At 69.3% G+C, this 15,201-nt stretch carries 13 protein-coding genes and 2 pseudogenes; 8 read left to right on the top strand and 7 right to left on the bottom strand.

The window, feature by feature from the left end; all coding sequences use genetic code 11:
• Positions 1–3: 3 nt before the first annotated feature.
• A complete protein-coding gene (locus H7I87_RS00695; protein ID WP_003876371.1) occupies positions 4–1,494 on the top strand; it encodes an MFS transporter in 1,491 nt (496 codons plus the stop codon).
• 239 nt (positions 1,495–1,733) lie between these two features.
• On the opposite strand, the pseudogene H7I87_RS00700 reads toward H7I87_RS00695, so the two are convergent.
• From H7I87_RS00700 to H7I87_RS00715, 4 genes and pseudogenes are all read right to left on the bottom strand, one after another.
• Positions 1,734–2,046, bottom strand: a pseudogene (locus H7I87_RS00700) (serine/threonine protein kinase PknE); the annotation flags it as partial.
• A 137-nt stretch (positions 2,047–2,183) separates the two neighbouring features.
• Positions 2,184–2,525, bottom strand: coding sequence for a hypothetical protein (locus H7I87_RS00705; protein WP_044089410.1), 342 nt, complete (start codon positions 2,523–2,525; stop codon positions 2,184–2,186).
• A 165-nt stretch (positions 2,526–2,690) separates the two neighbouring features.
• A complete protein-coding gene (locus tag H7I87_RS00710; RefSeq protein WP_033727014.1) occupies positions 2,691–3,401 on the bottom strand; it encodes a pyrimidine reductase family protein in 711 nt (236 codons plus the stop codon).
• A 2-nt stretch (positions 3,402–3,403) separates the two neighbouring features.
• Positions 3,404–3,901, bottom strand: coding sequence for a flavin reductase family protein (locus tag H7I87_RS00715; RefSeq protein ID WP_009977188.1), 498 nt, complete (start codon positions 3,899–3,901; stop codon positions 3,404–3,406).
• Between the two features lie 229 nt (positions 3,902–4,130).
• Here H7I87_RS00715 and H7I87_RS00720 point away from each other — a divergent pair, with 229 nt between their 5' ends.
• Positions 4,131–5,579: a multicopper oxidase family protein gene (locus H7I87_RS00720; protein ID WP_023881723.1), complete on the top strand. Its 1,449-nt coding sequence runs from the start codon at positions 4,131–4,133 to the stop codon at positions 5,577–5,579.
• A 26-nt stretch (positions 5,580–5,605) separates the two neighbouring features.
• Here the strand turns inward: H7I87_RS00720 and H7I87_RS00725 are convergent, their stop codons facing one another.
• Positions 5,606–6,757 (bottom strand): NAD(P)/FAD-dependent oxidoreductase, encoded by a 1,152-nt coding sequence (locus H7I87_RS00725; RefSeq protein ID WP_033727013.1) that lies wholly within the window; start codon positions 6,755–6,757, stop codon positions 5,606–5,608.
• 66 nt (positions 6,758–6,823) lie between these two features.
• Between H7I87_RS00725 and H7I87_RS00730 the strand changes: the two genes are divergently transcribed.
• Positions 6,824–7,699 (top strand): hypothetical protein, encoded by an 876-nt coding sequence (locus H7I87_RS00730; protein ID WP_196243701.1) that lies wholly within the window; start codon positions 6,824–6,826, stop codon positions 7,697–7,699.
• Between the two features lies 1 nt (position 7,700).
• On the opposite strand, the gene H7I87_RS00735 is transcribed toward H7I87_RS00730, so the two are convergent.
• Positions 7,701–8,621 (bottom strand): TIGR03619 family F420-dependent LLM class oxidoreductase, encoded by a 921-nt coding sequence (locus H7I87_RS00735; RefSeq protein ID WP_033727012.1) that lies wholly within the window; start codon positions 8,619–8,621, stop codon positions 7,701–7,703.
• A 61-nt stretch (positions 8,622–8,682) separates the two neighbouring features.
• Between H7I87_RS00735 and H7I87_RS00740 the strand changes: the two genes are divergently transcribed.
• Together H7I87_RS00740 and H7I87_RS00745 are read left to right on the top strand one after the other, a co-directional pair.
• Complete coding sequence (locus H7I87_RS00740; protein WP_003876380.1) at positions 8,683–9,363, top strand: PadR family transcriptional regulator; 681 nt, start codon at positions 8,683–8,685, stop codon at positions 9,361–9,363.
• A 176-nt stretch (positions 9,364–9,539) separates the two neighbouring features.
• A pseudogene (locus tag H7I87_RS00745) lies at positions 9,540–11,001 on the top strand (HNH endonuclease signature motif containing protein).
• On the opposite strand, the gene H7I87_RS00750 reads toward H7I87_RS00745, so the two are convergent.
• Positions 10,998–12,743 (bottom strand): 3-ketosteroid-delta-1-dehydrogenase, encoded by a 1,746-nt coding sequence (locus tag H7I87_RS00750; protein WP_023860961.1) that lies wholly within the window; start codon positions 12,741–12,743, stop codon positions 10,998–11,000. The pseudogene H7I87_RS00745 and the gene H7I87_RS00750 overlap by 4 nt on opposite strands.
• Positions 12,744–12,844: 101 nt before the next feature.
• Here H7I87_RS00750 and H7I87_RS00755 point away from each other — a divergent pair, with 101 nt between their 5' ends.
• The 3 genes from H7I87_RS00755 to H7I87_RS00765 are packed head-to-tail and all read left to right on the top strand — an operon-like array spanning position 12,845 to position 15,065.
• Positions 12,845–13,957: a 3-ketosteroid-9-alpha-monooxygenase, oxygenase component gene (locus H7I87_RS00755; RefSeq protein WP_031344385.1), complete on the top strand. Its 1,113-nt coding sequence runs from the start codon at positions 12,845–12,847 to the stop codon at positions 13,955–13,957.
• 2 nt (positions 13,958–13,959) lie between these two features.
• The gene (locus H7I87_RS00760; RefSeq protein ID WP_023860959.1) at positions 13,960–14,244 is read left to right on the top strand and encodes a hypothetical protein; all 285 of its coding nucleotides are present in this window, start codon (positions 13,960–13,962) and stop codon (positions 14,242–14,244) included.
• Between the two features lie 14 nt (positions 14,245–14,258).
• Positions 14,259–15,065 carry an SDR family NAD(P)-dependent oxidoreductase gene (locus H7I87_RS00765; protein WP_031344386.1) on the top strand — a complete coding sequence of 269 codons (807 nt, stop codon included), beginning with the start codon at positions 14,259–14,261 and terminating at the stop codon, positions 15,063–15,065.
• The last annotated feature ends 136 nt before the right edge of the window (positions 15,066–15,201 follow it).

Below are 15,201 nucleotides of genomic sequence, written 5' to 3' on the forward strand. Positions count from 1 at the left end.
CGCATGAGCGCCGGCGCGCAGACCAACACCATCACCACACACGTGCCGGCGCGGCTGGACCGGCTGCCGTGGTCGCGGTTCCACTGGCGGGTGGTGATCGGCCTGGGCGGGGTGTGGGTGCTCGACGGGCTCGAGGTCACCATGGTGGGCAACGTCTCGGCGCGGCTCATGGAGCCGGGCAGCGGCATCGCGCTCAACCCGGCACAGATCGGCATGGCGGCCGCGATCTACATCGCCGGAGCGTGTTCCGGTGCGCTGTTCTTCGGTCACCTGACCGACCGGTTCGGGCGGCGGAACCTGTTCATCCTCACCCTGGCCCTCTACCTGATCGCCACCGTGGCGACCGCGTTCGCGTTCGCCCCCTGGTATTTCTTCCTGACCCGGTTCTTCACCGGCGCCGGCATCGGCGGTGAATACGCCGCCATCAACTCGGCCATCGACGAGCTGATCCCGGCGCGGGTGCGCGGCCGCGTCGACCTGGTGATCAACGGAACCTATTGGCTGGGTTCGGCGGCCGGCGCCGGCGGCGCCCTGATCCTGCTGGACACCTCGAACTTCGCGGCCGACCTCGGCTGGCGGCTGGCCTTCGGCATCGGCGCCATCCTCGGCATCTTCGTGCTGCTGGTCCGACGCAACGTCCCGGAAAGCCCGCGCTGGCTGTTCATCCACGGCCGCGAGGAGGAAGCCGAGCACATCGTCGGCGAGATCGAGGAGGCGGTCCAGCAGCAGACCGGCCGACCCCTGCCCGAGCCGCAGGGCAAGGCGCTGCGCATCCGTCAGCGCACCGCGATCTCGTTCCGGGAGATCGCCGCGGTGGCCTTCAAGCTCTACCCGCGGCGCGCGGTGCTCGGCCTGGCGTTGTTCATCGGGCAGGCGTTCCTCTACAACGGCGTCACGTTCAACCTCGGCACCCTGCTCAGCCAGTTCTACGCGGTGCCCTCCGGCATGGTGCCGGTGTTCTTCGTGCTGTGGGCGTTGAGCAACTTCGCCGGGCCGCTGCTGCTGGGGCACCTGTTCGACACGGTGGGCCGCAAACAGATGATCACGCTGACCTACATCGGTTCCGCCGTCGTCGTGGTGGCGCTGGCGCTGGTGTTCCTCACCCAGGCCGGCGGGGTGTGGGCCTTCATCGGCGTGCTGATCGTGGCGTTCTTCCTGGCCTCGGCGGGCGCCAGCGCGGCCTACCTGACGGTCAGCGAGATCTTCCCGATGGAGACCCGGGCGCTGGCTATCGCGTTCTTCTACGCGATGGGCACGGCGATCGGCGGTATCACCGGCCCGCTGCTGTTCGGTCAGCTGATCGACTCGGGCCAGCGCGACCATGTGGTGTGGTCGTTTTTGATCGGGGCGGTGGTGATGGCGGCGGCCGGGCTGGTCGAGCTGTGGCTCGGCATCGCCGCCGAGCAACGCCCGCTGGAGGACCTGGCCCTGCCGTTGACGGTGGACGACGCCGAAGACACTGAGCCCCAGGGGGATTCGGCGCCCGTCGACTGATCAGCCGGTGAGTTTGATCAGCCAGCTGGGGTCCTGATAGTTCACCGCCCTGGTGCCGTCCCAGACGAACGGGGTGGAGTTGGCGTTGACCCCGGACAGCGTCGAGTAGCCGTTGGCCGCTTTGGTCTTGGCGGTGCCGAGCTCGTCGCCGGACTTGATGCAGGCGATCGCGTCGGCCCCCGCGCCGACCGTCTTGGCCAGTTGGGCGAGTTCGCCGTCGGTGCGGTCCTCGACGCCGTTGCCGGCCAGGTCCTTGTCGTCGATCAGCCGCATGTCGACGTAGAGCTGGCCGTCGATCTCCCCGAAGTCGTGGATCGGCACCACATGCGGTTCGTGCAGCCGCCCGGCGGTGCGCGCCTCACGCTGCATCCGCGACCGGAAGACCGGGTCGTTGGACAGGGCCGGCGACATCAGCTTCAGCGCCACGATGCGTTCGCGGACGGTGTCCTCGGCCTCGTAGACGTCGCCCATGCCGCCGCGACCGACCAACCGCCGCAGGCGATACGGCCCGAATTGCGAGCCCTCCCGCGAATCCGCGCTCGTGTCATGCATCGGCGACTCCTCGTCCGCCAGCCGTGCGCCGCAAACCGGCTGCCGGCGCCCGGGCAGTGGCGTGCAGGCATAAGGCTAAGGTCTCGGCGACCGCGGGGCACGGCGAATAGCGAAAGCCAGCTAATTCGGTGGGGCGCTCAACGCGGGTCGTCGTCGCCGATGGCGCGGTCGGTGAGCCCTTCCCGGGAAAGCGCCCGCACGAATCCGTAGGCCTGCATCCCGGACGGGCCGGGATTGTCCAGAATCCACTCGTTGATCTTGTCCAGCGCGTTGGCCAGGTCGTCGCGCTTGACCCGGATCAGGTAGGTCTTGCGGTCGTCACCGGGATCCTCGGTGGCCTCGGCGACGGCGACGGGATTCTTGAACGCATACGCGATGCCGTGCACGGCGTCGTGGTTGAGCGCCCATTGGATTTCGCTGGGGCGCAGCCGGTTCACCGCCAGGTTGCGGTAATCGCGGTCGTGGTCTGAACTGCTCACCTGGCCGGCGATCCTTTTCTGTGGGCACGGGTTGCGTGGGCGCTGGGCAGCGGTCAACTGAATCAACTGAAAGGTGATGTCGCGGGAGGCGATTCGATCACGTTTCGAGCCGGGCATTTTCATCATAGGAACAGGCGTGGCCGGCTGCATGCCGAGCGCGGCGGCTCAGCGGCGGTACCGCAGGAACAGATAGTCGTCGCAGACCAGTGCGTGCGCCAGATGCAGGCCGACCGGGGCGGTCAGCCGCGCCGGGTGCACCCGGTAGCCCAACGGCTGGCTGGCGGCCAGCTTGGGGGCCAGCGTCACACACAATTCGATGAGCGCGTCGGCCTCCACCAGCTCGTCGAGCAGGGTGGGGCCACCCTCGCACAGGATGCGATGCATGCCGGCCTCGCGCAGCATCGCGACGGCGCGGGCCACATCCACCGTCTCCTCGCCGGCCACCAGCACGTGCTGTGCGTCGAGGTCGGGCCGGGCCGCGGTGCGTGCGCAGGTCACCAGGATGGGCGGCTGCTCGGGGTCGCTGAACAGCCGGGCGGGCAGCTCGCCGCTGCGGCTCACCACGGCGATCGGGGGCGGCGCGGCGCGCCCTTCGTGCAGCCGGCGGGCCCGCGCCGCGTCGGTCAGCCGCACCGGGCCGTAGTTCTCGGCCCGGGCGGTGCCGGCGCCCACCAGCACGACGTCGGCCAGCCCGCGCAGGATGCGCAGCAGCCGTTGATCGGTGCCGCAGGACAGCGGGCCGGCGCGGCCGCCGAACGCGGCGGCGCCGTCGGCGCTGAAGATCATGTTGGCGCGCACCCCATCCGGGGGATCGGCATAGAAGGGCGCGAGCTCGATGATGCCGGGCACGGCGCTGATCCGGGGCGGCGAGTTCACCCTTACGCCTCGTGTCCCGGTTCCAGGTGGCGCACGTCGCCGAAGGACACCCAGCTTTCCAGCTGCCGCGGCGGGCTCCCGTCGACGGGGGCGAGCAGGTGCCCGACGTGATCGCCCAGCGAGAAACGATCCAGGATCTCGCCGGCGAACCATGCGGCGGCGTCGTCGAGGATGGGCAGGCGGTGCGGGCCGGGATGCCAGGAACAGCGGTCGAACTTGTCGACCTTGTCGCTGGTCTGGCTGCCGAACAGCTCCGCCACGTCCAGGTGGTCGTGGTCGAACACGTGCACGGCCAGGTGGGTGGCGTCGCGCGCGGTGCGGAAGGTGTGGTTGCGCCGCGACAGGCCGACCAGGAACCGGGGCGGGTGGATGCTGGCCTGGCTGGCGAACCCCACCAGGCAGCCGGCCGGGGTGCCGTCGGACTGGGTGGTGACGACGAACATGGGGTAGTTCAGCAGCGCCACCAGCTTTTCGAACGGGTCGGTTCGGGGATCGGCCATTTGCTCAGTCTTCCCCGTCGGCCCATCGCGGAACCATCCGCAGCGCCCGGCGGTCGCACCGCGCCGCGGCCGGCCCGTGTGACGTATCGTTTGACAGCATGGCGACAGCCAGCCGAGCCGCCGTTGCGCCGCTGCCATCCGCCGCACTGGGCGGCGTCGCCCGGCAATTTCGTGCTGCGCCAAGCGAATCGAGCCACGTGTTGCCGCCGGCTGGCGGCGGCCCCGGGCGGTGATGGTGGCGGTCACCCGGCGCGACTTCTGCAAATGGGGTGGCATCGCGGCGCTGGCCGCATGCGCCGGGCCGCCGCACGGTAAGGCCGATTACACGCTGCGGATCGCCACGGGGACAGTCGAATTGGCGCCCGGGCGGGTGGTGTCCACCCTCACCTACAACGGCCAGTTTCCCGGCCCGCTGCTGCGCTTCATGCAGGGCCGGCGCACCTGGGTGGACGTGTACAACGACACCGACGCCCCCGAGCAACTGCATTGGCACGGCCAGCACATCGGTGCCGACGTGGACGGCGCCGCCGAGGAGGGCACGCCGTACGTGCCCGCGCACGGCATGCGCAGGATTTCGTTCGTTCCCGGCCCGGCCGGCTTCCGCTTCTATCACACCCATGTGGTGCCGCGCGCCGATCTGTCCCGCGGCCAGTACAGCGGATTGGTCGGGCCGGTGCACATCGCGTCCAAGGACGATGACGCCGGCGCCTTCGACCAGGAAATCTTCTTGACGCTCAAGGAATTCGAGCCGTCGTTGAGCCGAGGCGGCGACATGGCCGTCGACTTCCTCGCCGGCGCGCAGGAGCCGGATCTGAGGGAGCGGGGCGAGTCGTCGATGGCGGCCTCGCGCGGCCGCGGCGAGCAACCCGGCTACGAGGTCGGCTACCGGGCCTTCGCGATCAATGGACGCATGCTGGGCCACGGCGATCCCATCCGGGTGCGCACCGACCAGCTGGTGCTGCTGCACGTCCTCAACGCCAGCGCCACCGAAACCCGCAGTTTGGCCCTGCCCGGTCACGCCTTCACCGTCGTCGCGCTGGACGGCAACCCGGTGCCCAACCGGGCGCCGGTGCCGGTGCTGTGGCTCGGCGCGGGGGAACGCGTCTCGGCGCTGGTCAGCATGACCAACCCGGGCGTGTGGGTGCTGGGCGACCTGTCCGACGACGACCGCGAGCACGGGCTGGGCGTGGTCGTCGAATACGCCGGCCGCGCCGGGGAACCGCAATGGGTGCCCCCGCCGCCGTTCACCTGGGATTACCGGCTGTTCGCCGGCCCGCACCCGGCGCCGGTCGCGCCGCCCGATCACACCATCGACCTGCTGATCGAAAAGCGCAACGCCGCCGACAACGGTTTCAACGTCTGGACGGTCAACGGCACACCGTTCGCGATGGACAGCAACCAACCCGTGCTGGACGTCGAACGCGGCAGGCGTTACCGGCTGCGGTTGCGCAACGCCAGCGACGACCTGCACCCGATGCACCTGCATCGGCACACCTTCGAAATCACCCGGTTCGCCGGGACGCCCACCGCGGGCGTGCGCAAGGACGTCGCGATGCTCGGCGGCTACCAGAGCATGGAGATCGACTTCGTGGCCGACCAACCGGGCCTGTCGCTGCTGCACTGCCATCAACAGATCCACATGGATTACGGGCTGATGCTGCTGCTCAACGGCGTCTGATCGGCGAAACTCTTTGTGTACCAACGTCATAGCGTTGGGGGAGTGGCCGTTTCCCGCCCCAGCGGGTCGTTGCGGCGCACCCCGCCGTACATGCCCCACCGCACGATCAGGGGCATCACCACGCGTTGCACCGACCAGGACGGGAAGCGCACGGTATGACCGCTGGGCAAGAAGACTTCCAGCCCGTCGGGCTGGATCCCCACCAGCGAACCCCAGCGCCGCCTCGGCGCCCGGAAGCCGCGCAGCGGCCGGCCGGTGAACTCGGCGACGACGTTGCGCGCCACCAGCGCGTCGCCGCGGTTGCGCGCCGAGCTGCGCAGCGGATCGGTGGCCGCGACGTCGCCGACCGCGAACACGCCGGGGTGCCCGGGCACCCGCAACTGCGGGGTGACCCGGACGAAGCCGCGCTTGTCGAGCAGCTCGGCGGGCAGCCACCCGGTATTGGGCCGCACCCTCCCGATCGCCCACAGCACGGCGTCGGCCGCGGCCGGCGGTTGCCCGGTGCTCCACTGCACGGGCCGGCTGGTGAGCTCGTCGCCGGCGAAGCCGTCGGGTAGCACGGCGCGATGCCCCGGGTGGACGCCGACCCCCAGCCGGGTCAGCCGGGCATGCAGCCGCCGCCAGGCGCGGGGATGATGCCCGCGCAGGGCGGTCTCGCCCGGGAAGTACAGGTCGATCCGCTTGTCCGGCCAGGTCCTCGCCATGTTCAGGGCGCTGCTGACCGCGGCCGCGCCGCCGCCCACCACGATCACCGACCCGGCGGCGGCCAGCCGCTCGTGCGCGTCGCGCAGGTCCGCGCCGATCTCGGCGGCCGACTGCAGGGTGGGGCGTCGCCAGAAGCCGTTGCTGACCCCGGTGCAGATGACCAGCGCGTCGTACGGCTCGGCGACGGGTGCGCCGTCGTCGCCGCGCCCGAATACGGTGCGGGCGGCCAGGTCCACCCTGGTGAGCGTCGCCTGCACCGTGCGGACGCCGTCCAGGCGCCGGAACCGGTCGAACGGAATCCAGTAATCGCGGGCCCAGTCGTGCGGGCGGGACAGCCGGACCCCGAGTTCCTGGCCGCTCACCAGGGCGGGTTTGGCGGAGATCCCGACGACGTCGGCGTGCCGGGACAACCGGATCGCCGCCAAGACGCCGACGTCCCCGAGGCCGGCGACGACGACACGCTTGCGGTTCATGCGGTTATCCTGCCCTGCGTAGCTGGCCGCCGTTGACCGATCCGAGGAGGGAGGAGGCCACGCCAGTTGATCGTTTCGCGCCGATCCGTTCGTCCGCCGGCCGCGGCGCCGGCACCTCCCCGGGTGGGCGCCCTGCTGCGCGCCGCGGTGCGCGCCTCGGCTCCCCGTCCCGCCGCGGCGCGGCGCGCCGCCAAGGACTTCGAGAAGGATCTCCTTCCCGCGGTCCGCGCCGAGATCCGCTGGGCGTTCACCCCGCCGCGCACCTGGCTGATGGGTGTGGTGGCCAACGTGATCGCCGCCGCCGCCTGGCTGCTGGTGCAGCCGCTGACTCTGGGCCGCCATCACGACTGGGTGATCCTGGTGGGCACCTACTTCTCGTCGTGGGTGCTCGCCGATGTCACCACCACCAACTTCCTGGGCGCCGATCACTACCGCATCCTGCGCGGGTTGGCCGACGGGGTGCCGTTCGGGCGCATCCTGCTGGTCAAGAACCTGGCCCTGCTCACGATCGTCGGGCTGCCCACCCTGGCGGCCGCGATGGCGTTGACGCTGTGGCTGGAAACGCCTGCGCGGCTTGCCATTACGGTGCCCACCGTCGCGGTTCCGATCGTGTCGTGGCTGGGCGTCGGCAACCTGATCTCGGTGCTGCACCCGGTCAGCGTCGAGCCGCTGATCCGGCGGTGGCGCCAGCGCGCCGATCTGCGCCGCACCCGCAGCTGGCTGCTGGCCCTGGCGCTGCCGTATGCGCTGTATTACGTGGCCGACCCGATGAACGGTGTGGAGCACCGGGTGTTGTGGCAACAGCTGCCCGCGCTGATCTGGCCGGTGTTCGGGCGCGACACCAAGAGCGTGGTCCATTTGGCCATCGCCGTCAGCGTCTGGATCGCCGGCAGCCTCGCGGCCGTGTCCTGGGTGCGCCGGCGCGGACTGCAGATCCGCTGACCTACGCCAGCTGGGGCTTGATCTCTTCGATGACCCACTGCGCGTAATCAAGGTATTCGTCCACGCCGCCGACGGCGGGCACGGGCACCGCGGTCACCGTCACGCCCTGCTCGGCCAGCCAGCCCAGCCGGTCGACGATCTGGCCCGCGCTCATGCCCGGCCGGTCCCTCACGTCGCGGCGGGCGACGTGTCCTTCGCCGACCCGGTTGGTGCCCAGCCCGTGCATCACCTCGAAACGCCGCCCGTCGTAACAGGGTTGGGACTTGATGTAGTCGAGTTTTTCCGCGATCTGCTCGGGTGGTGTCAGAAACGGCCACCACCCGGAGCCGAACCTGGCCGCCCGGCGCAGCGCGGCGTCGGCGTCACCGCCGATCCAGACCGGAAGGTGGGGTTTTTGAACGGGTTTCGGTTCGAAGGCGATGTCGGCGAACGACACATAGCGGCCGTCGAAGCGGGGTGTGTCGCTGGTCCACAGCTCGACGATAGCGGCCAGATATTCGTCGGCGATGCGGCCGCGTTCCCCGAACGGCACGTCGAGCAGCTCGAATTCGCGGGCCAGCCATCCCACGCCGAAGGTGACCATCATCCGGCCGCCGCTCATCCAGTCCGCGGTGGCCAGCGCTTTGGCCAGCACGATGGGATGCTGCAGCGGCAGGATGGTGACGCAGGAGTTGATGGCCACCCGCTCGGTGGCCCCGGCGATGAACGCCTGCGCGGTGGTCGAGTGCAGATAATGCGACCCGGACAGCTCGACCTGGTCGACGGGGATGACGAGGTGTTCGGGCACCGCGATCATGTCGTAGCCCCACCGGTCGGCGCATTGCATCATGCGCCGCTGTTCGGGCCCGGTGACGGCCGCTTCCCAGGGCTGCGCAATCGCCTTGAGGCGCATCAGGTGCGGAACGGGAAAGGCGAATTTCACGGGCGTCCCAGCCAGCGGTCCATGACCCCCAATCTAGGGGCGGTGTTGTTAACCTGGCGACATGGCCTCCGAAACGGACCCTGCCAGCCAGAAGCCGGCGCTGGCCGCCACCAGCTGGGCGCTGCTGGGCATGATGTCCTACGAGGAGGAGGTCTCGGGCTACGACCTCAAGAAGTGGATCGACTGGAGTGTCGACCTGTACTACTGGAGCCCGTCCTACAGCCAGATCTACACCGAGCTGAAGAAGCTGGAGGCGCTCGGGCTGGTGACATCGCGCGTCGAACGCGACGAGGGCACCCGCAGCCGCCGGCTCTACAAGATCACCCCGGCCGGCATGGACGCTGTCACGCAGTGGACCAACCATGCACCCGTCGACCCGCCGGTGCTCAAACACAGTGTGCTGCTTCGGGTTACGTTCGGGCACCTGAGTAATCCCGGTCGGCTCAAGGAATTGCTGCAGGAGCACGTGGCCTACGCCGAGGCCCGGCATCGCAAGGCCATGGAGGACGCCGAGGGAGCCGAGGCGGAGCCCGCCTGGGCGTATTCAGTGCTCGCATTGCGCTGGGCGGCAAAGTATTACGCTGCCGAGCGCGAGTTCGCGCTGGAGATGATCAAGGAGATCGACGAGGCCGACGCCATCCTGCAGCGCGCCGCAAAGGGTGGGTACGGTAAGCCCCGGCCCACGCCGGGTTACTGGCGTGAGGTCGAGAAGCAGGTCCAGGCGAAGCGCGAGGCGGAGTAGTACTCGGCATTGACGACCGGTTTCGCCCCGCGTGGGGCGGCCCGGAATCAGTGCCCGGCCGGCATCCCGGTGGCGTTCCGGATAACTAAAACGCATAGCGAAATCCCTTGTGTCACTTTGGTTTCTGTGGTCACATTGCGGCGATTCTTGTCGGTGGGCTCGCCTAGTTTGCGGTTATGAGTAGTGATCGGGAGGCGGTGTCGGCGGCGTTCGACGCCATCGATGCTGCCTTGGACGATCTGCTCGACTGCGACTACGCCGCGTTGGCCACCCGTGAGAAGTTGGCGTTGCTCAACCGCTGCGAACGGCTGCGCCGGCGGCTGCCGGCGGTCGAGCATCCGCTGATCAACGCGCTGGCCCGCGACGCCAGCCCGGCGGAGTTGGGTGGCCGGCTTTCGCATGCGATCGCCGAGGCGACGCTGATCAGCCGCGCGCGACGCCAGCCCGGCGGAGTTGGGTGGCCGGCTTTCGCATGCGATCGCCGAGGCGACGCTGATCAGCCGCGCCGAGGCCGCCCGGCGGGTGCACACCGCCGCCGACCTGGGCCCCCGCGTCGGGCTGACCGGGGAACCGTTGCCGCCGCTGCTGGCGGCCACCGCCGCCGCGCAACGGGCCGGGTCGCTGGGTCCCGAGCAGGTGGCCGTCATTCGTAAGTTCTGCCACCAGCTGCCCGGCTGGGTCGATCAGGCGACCCGGGAGCGCGCCGAAACCGACCTGGCCAGGGAAGGCACCCGGTATCGGCCCGAACACCTCGCAGCACTGGCGGGCACGCTGGCCGATTGCCTCAACCCCGACGGCCTCTACCGCGACGAAGACCGCGCCCGCCGCCGCAGCCTCACCCTCGGCAACCAACACGCCGACGGCATGTCCGAACTCCGCGGCTGGCTGTCCCCCGAGCTGCGCGCCACCCTGGAAGCCGTGCTGGCCAAACTCGCCGCACCCGGCATGTGCAACCCACTCGATGAAAACCCCTGCGTGGACGGCAGTCCCACCGAGCAGGCCATCGAGGGGGACACCCGCTCGGCGGCCCAGCGCAACCACGATGGGCTGCTGGCCGGGCTGCGCGCCCTGCTGGCCTCAGGAAACCTCGGCCAGCACAACGGGCTCCCGGCCTCCATCATCGTCACCACCACCCTGGCCGACCTCGAAGCCGCCGCCGGACGAGGCCTCACCGGCGGGGGCACCCTGCTGCCCATGAGCGATGTGATCCGGCTATCCCGGCACGCCCGCCACTACCTGGCCATCTTCGACCAGGGCAAAGTCCTGGCCCTGTATCACACCAAACGCCTGGCCTCACCCGCACAGCGCATCGTGTTATACGCCAAAGACCGCGGCTGCACCGCCCCCGGCTGCACCGTGCCCGGCTACTACAGCGAAGTGCATCACTGCACCGACTACGCCACCTGCCACACCACCAACATCAACGATCTGACCTTCGCCTGCGGACCCCACCACCGCCTGCTGCAACCCGGCGCCTGGACCACCCACAAAAACGCACGCGGGGAAACCGAATGGATCCCACCACCCCACCTAGACCGAAACCAACCCCGCACCAACACCTTCCACCACCCCGAAAAACTCCTACGCGGGGAGAACGGGGATGAAGACGAGGACGAGGACAGCGACGACGCCGGTTAGTCGGGCTGCGAGGCGCTCGGGCGCGCCGCCTCCTGAGCGGCGCTCGGGCGCGCCGCCTCCTGGGCGGCGATGTAGCCGTACACCAGCCCCTGCGCGATCGTCGCCCCGGCGCCCGGATACGTCGTGCCGAACGCATTGGCGGCGGTGTTGCCGATGGCGTACAGCCCGGCGATCGGCCCGCCGTCCTCGCGCAGCACCCGCGCGCGCTCGTCGGTCTTCAGCCCGCCGCAGGTGCCCAGATCCGACAGCACCATCCGCACCGCGTAGAACGGTCCGTCGACCAACGGCCGCAGGTTGGGGTTCGGCTTGATTGTCGGGTCGCCGTAGTAGCGGTCGTAGGCGCTGCGGCCGCGGCCGAAGTCGGGATCCTCTCCGGCGGCGGCGTTTTGGTTGAACCGGGTCATCGTCTCGACGAACTCCGGCACCGGCACGCCGATGCCCGCGCCCAGCTCGGCGAGGTTGTCGGCCCGCACGGCGATGCCGGCGTCATACCACGCCTGCGGGATCCGCATCCGCGGAAACAGCTCGGCCCCAAAGACATAACTGTTGCGGTACTGCTGATCGAAGACGATCCACATCGACTCGACCGGGCTGCCGGACCGCTCCAACTCGAGCAGCCGCTGCCCGAACGACATGTAATCGGTTGCCTCGTTGACGAACCGGCGCCCGTGCTGGTCCACGATCAGGCAGCCCGGCAGCGAGCGTTCCGCGAGCATCACCGCGGGCGCCTTGCCGGGCAGCGGCGCCACCGCGGGGAACCACCACGCCTGATCCATCAGGTCGATCGCGGCGCCGATCTCCTGGCCGGCGCGGATCCCGTCGCCGGTGTTGGCGGCGGCGCCCAGACTCAGGTCGGCGCCCAACGATTCCGACTGAAACTTCCACCGCATCTCCATCCGATGGTCGAAGCCGCCGGTGGCCAGCACGACGCCGCGGCGCGCGCTGATCGTCACCTCGCGCCCGCCGTGCTCGACGACGGCCCCGCTCACCCGCTCACCCCGGCGCGTCAGGCGCGTCAGGGTGGTGCCGGTCCAGATCGGGATGCCGGCGCGCAGCACTCCGGTGAACAGCCCGGCCATCAAACCCTGACCGCCGGCCGCGTAGCGCCGGCCCAGCATGCGTCCGCCCACGCCCTGCGCCAGGCGCTTGGCGTAGACGGGAATTCCCTTGCGCGGCAACCGGGCCACCAGGTTCATCCACCGGTAATCGGCGCCCGTCGTCGGCATCGGAACCGTCACCTCCATCAGGCCGGGCTCCAACCGGGTGCGGTACTCGCCGAGCAGCGAGGTGTCGAAGGGGCGGCATTCACAGGTGCGCCCGGCCGCGCTGCCGCCCGGCTCCTCCGGGTGATAGTCGGAGTAATCGCGGGCCCAGAACAGCCGCAGCGGCGTGGTCCGGCGCAGCATCTCCACCGTCGCGGACACCTGCGCGACGAACGCCGCCGACCGCTGCGGCGGCGCCGAACCCGCGACCACCGAATCCAGGTAGGTGCCGGCGCGTTCCGCGGTGTCGCCGGCGTTCGCCTCGTCCAGCACCGGGCTGGCCGGCAGCCACAGCGCGCCGCCGGAGCGGGCGGTGGAGCCGCCCACGTACGACGATTTCTCCACGATCAGCACCGACAACCCCAGTTCGTGGGCGGCCAGCGCCGCGGCCATGCCGGTGCCGGAGCCGACGACGAGCAGGTCGACGGCGGTGTCGGCCACGGGAAGTCCGGCAGGAATCGTCGCGTTGTGCGTCGTCACAGCGAAAACGGTATGTCGCGGCACCGTGATACCGGAATAGCCGTCCTGATGAGTGGAACAGACACCCCCACGGGCGGGTCCGGCTGCGTTGAATCGTGCGCATGCATGACACCGACGAAGTCCGGCTCATCGAGGCCCGGGCCGTCCCGACCCGGTTTGCCCGCGGCTGGCATTGCCTGGGCCTGATCCGGGATTTCGGTGACGGCAAGCCGCACCCGATCAACGCCTTCGGGCAGAAGCTGGTCGTCTTCCGCGGCGGCGACGGCGCCATCAACGTGCTCGACGGCTATTGCCGGCACATGGGCGGCGACCTGTCGAGGGGTGAGGTGAAGGGCAACGAGATCGCCTGCCCCTTCCACGATTGGCGCTGGGGTGGTGACGGCCGGTGCAAGCAGGTGCCCTACAGCCGGCGCGCGCCCCGGCTGGCTCGCACCCGGGCCTGGACCACCCTGCAGCAGGACGGCATGTTGTTCGTGTGGAACGACCCGGAGGGCAATCCGCCGCCGCCGGAGGTGACGATCCCGCGCATCGAGGGTGCCGGCAGCGACGAATGGACCGACTGGCATTGGTATAGCACTGTCGTGCAAAGCAATTGCCGCGAGATCATCGACAACGTCGTGGACATGGCGCACTTCTTCTACATCCACGGGTCGCTTCCCAAGCAGTTCAAGAACATCTTCGAAGGCCACGTGGCCACCCAATACATGAACAGCGCCGGGCGCCCCGATATCGGCGGTGAGGGCGCGAGGATGCTCGGCACCACTTCGGTGGCCTCCTATTGGGGACCGTCGTTCATGATCGACGACCTGACCTATCACTACGAGGACGCCGACCACCAAACGGTGCTGATCAATTGTCACTACCCGATCGACGCGAATTCTTTTGTGCTGCAATACGGCATCATCGTCAAGAAATCGGATGCGCTGCCCGACGACCTGGCCATGCAGACCGCGATCGCGCTCGGCGACTTCGTCAAGCTCGGCTTCGAGCAGGATGTCGAGATCTGGCGGCACAAGGCGCGCATCGACAACCCGCTGCTGGTCGAGGAAGACGGGCCGGTGTATCAGCTGCGCCGCTGGTATCAGCAGTTCTACGTCGACGTCGCCGACGTGCAACCCGACATGGTCGACCGCTTCGAATTCGAGCTGGACACCACCCGACCCTACGCCGCATGGATGAAAGAGGTCGAGGCCAACTTGGCGGCCAGGGCCTGACGATGCTGAAAATGCCTGTGCGCGAGGATGTTCGGCTCGTCGACATGCCCATGGCGCCGGTGATGTGCCAAGACTGCGGAGCGCGGGTCATGGCCCGCAAAAGCAGCTGGAACCAAACCAGCGTGCAATGGGATGCCGACGCTTCGACTCGCTGCATCGAGCGCCGCGACGCCGAACGCCTGGCCGGCCATCACCGGGCGCCGTTCCTGGGATGTACCGCGCTGCGGGAGTCGATCCAGGCCGCCGTCGCCAGAGGAGAATTGGCGATCGTCGACCCCCTCGGCTGACGTAGTCTGGCCGCATGAGTGGTGTGAGGCGGGTGGCCGTGGTGACCGGTGCGAGCCGCGGCGCCGGACGCGGCATCTCGGCCGCGCTGGCAGATCGCGGCTGGCGGGTGTACGCGACGAGCCGCACCATCGGCGACGCCCCGTCCGGTGTGGTGCCCGTCCGCGTCGATCACCGCGACGACGCGGCCGTGTCGGACCTGTTCGACCGTGTGCGGCGGGAGAGCGGGCGGCTGGACCTTCTGGTCAACAACGCCGCGACGATCTCCGACAATTTGGTCAGCCCAAAGCCCTTCTGGGAGAAGCCACTCGACCTGGCCGATGTGCTCGATGTGGGATTGCGGTCGTCTTATGTGGCGTCCTGGTACGCCGCGCCGCTGTTGGTTGCGGGCGGACGCGGGCTGATTGCGTTCACGTCGTCGCCGGGGTCGGTGTGCTACATGCACGGTCCCGCGTACGGCGCGCAGAAGGCCGGAGTCGACAAGATGGCCGCGGACATGGCGGTGGATTTCCGGGGCACCGGGGTTGCGACGGTGTCGATATGGATGGGCATCCTGCTGACCGAAAAGCTGCGCGCCGCTTTCGGTGCGGATCCGGCCGCGCTGGCCGCGACCGCCGAGCATGCCGAAACCCCGGAATTCACAGGCTATGTGATCGATGCGCTGTTCGACGACCCGGGTCTGGCGGAGCTCAGCGGGCAGACGCTGATCGGGGCGGAACTCGCGCAGCGCTACGGCATCACCGACGAGGGCGGCCGCCGCCCACCGTCCCATCGGGACATGCTCGGCTCTCCCCGGACGCCGAGCAGCGTCGTGGTGCGCTAGTGTCCTGAGTTATTAATTCGTGGGTTCTTGTTATTGTAGGTGATGCCGTCCCCGCATGCCGCGAAGATCGTGTTGACCGAGGATGAACGCGCCGAGTTAGAGGGTTGGGTGCGGCGCCGCAATAGTGCCGCGGGGT

Origin of the sequence: Mycobacterium timonense, from assembly GCF_025821985.1 — a bacterium.
Classification (GTDB): domain Bacteria; phylum Actinomycetota; class Actinomycetes; order Mycobacteriales; family Mycobacteriaceae; genus Mycobacterium; species Mycobacterium avium.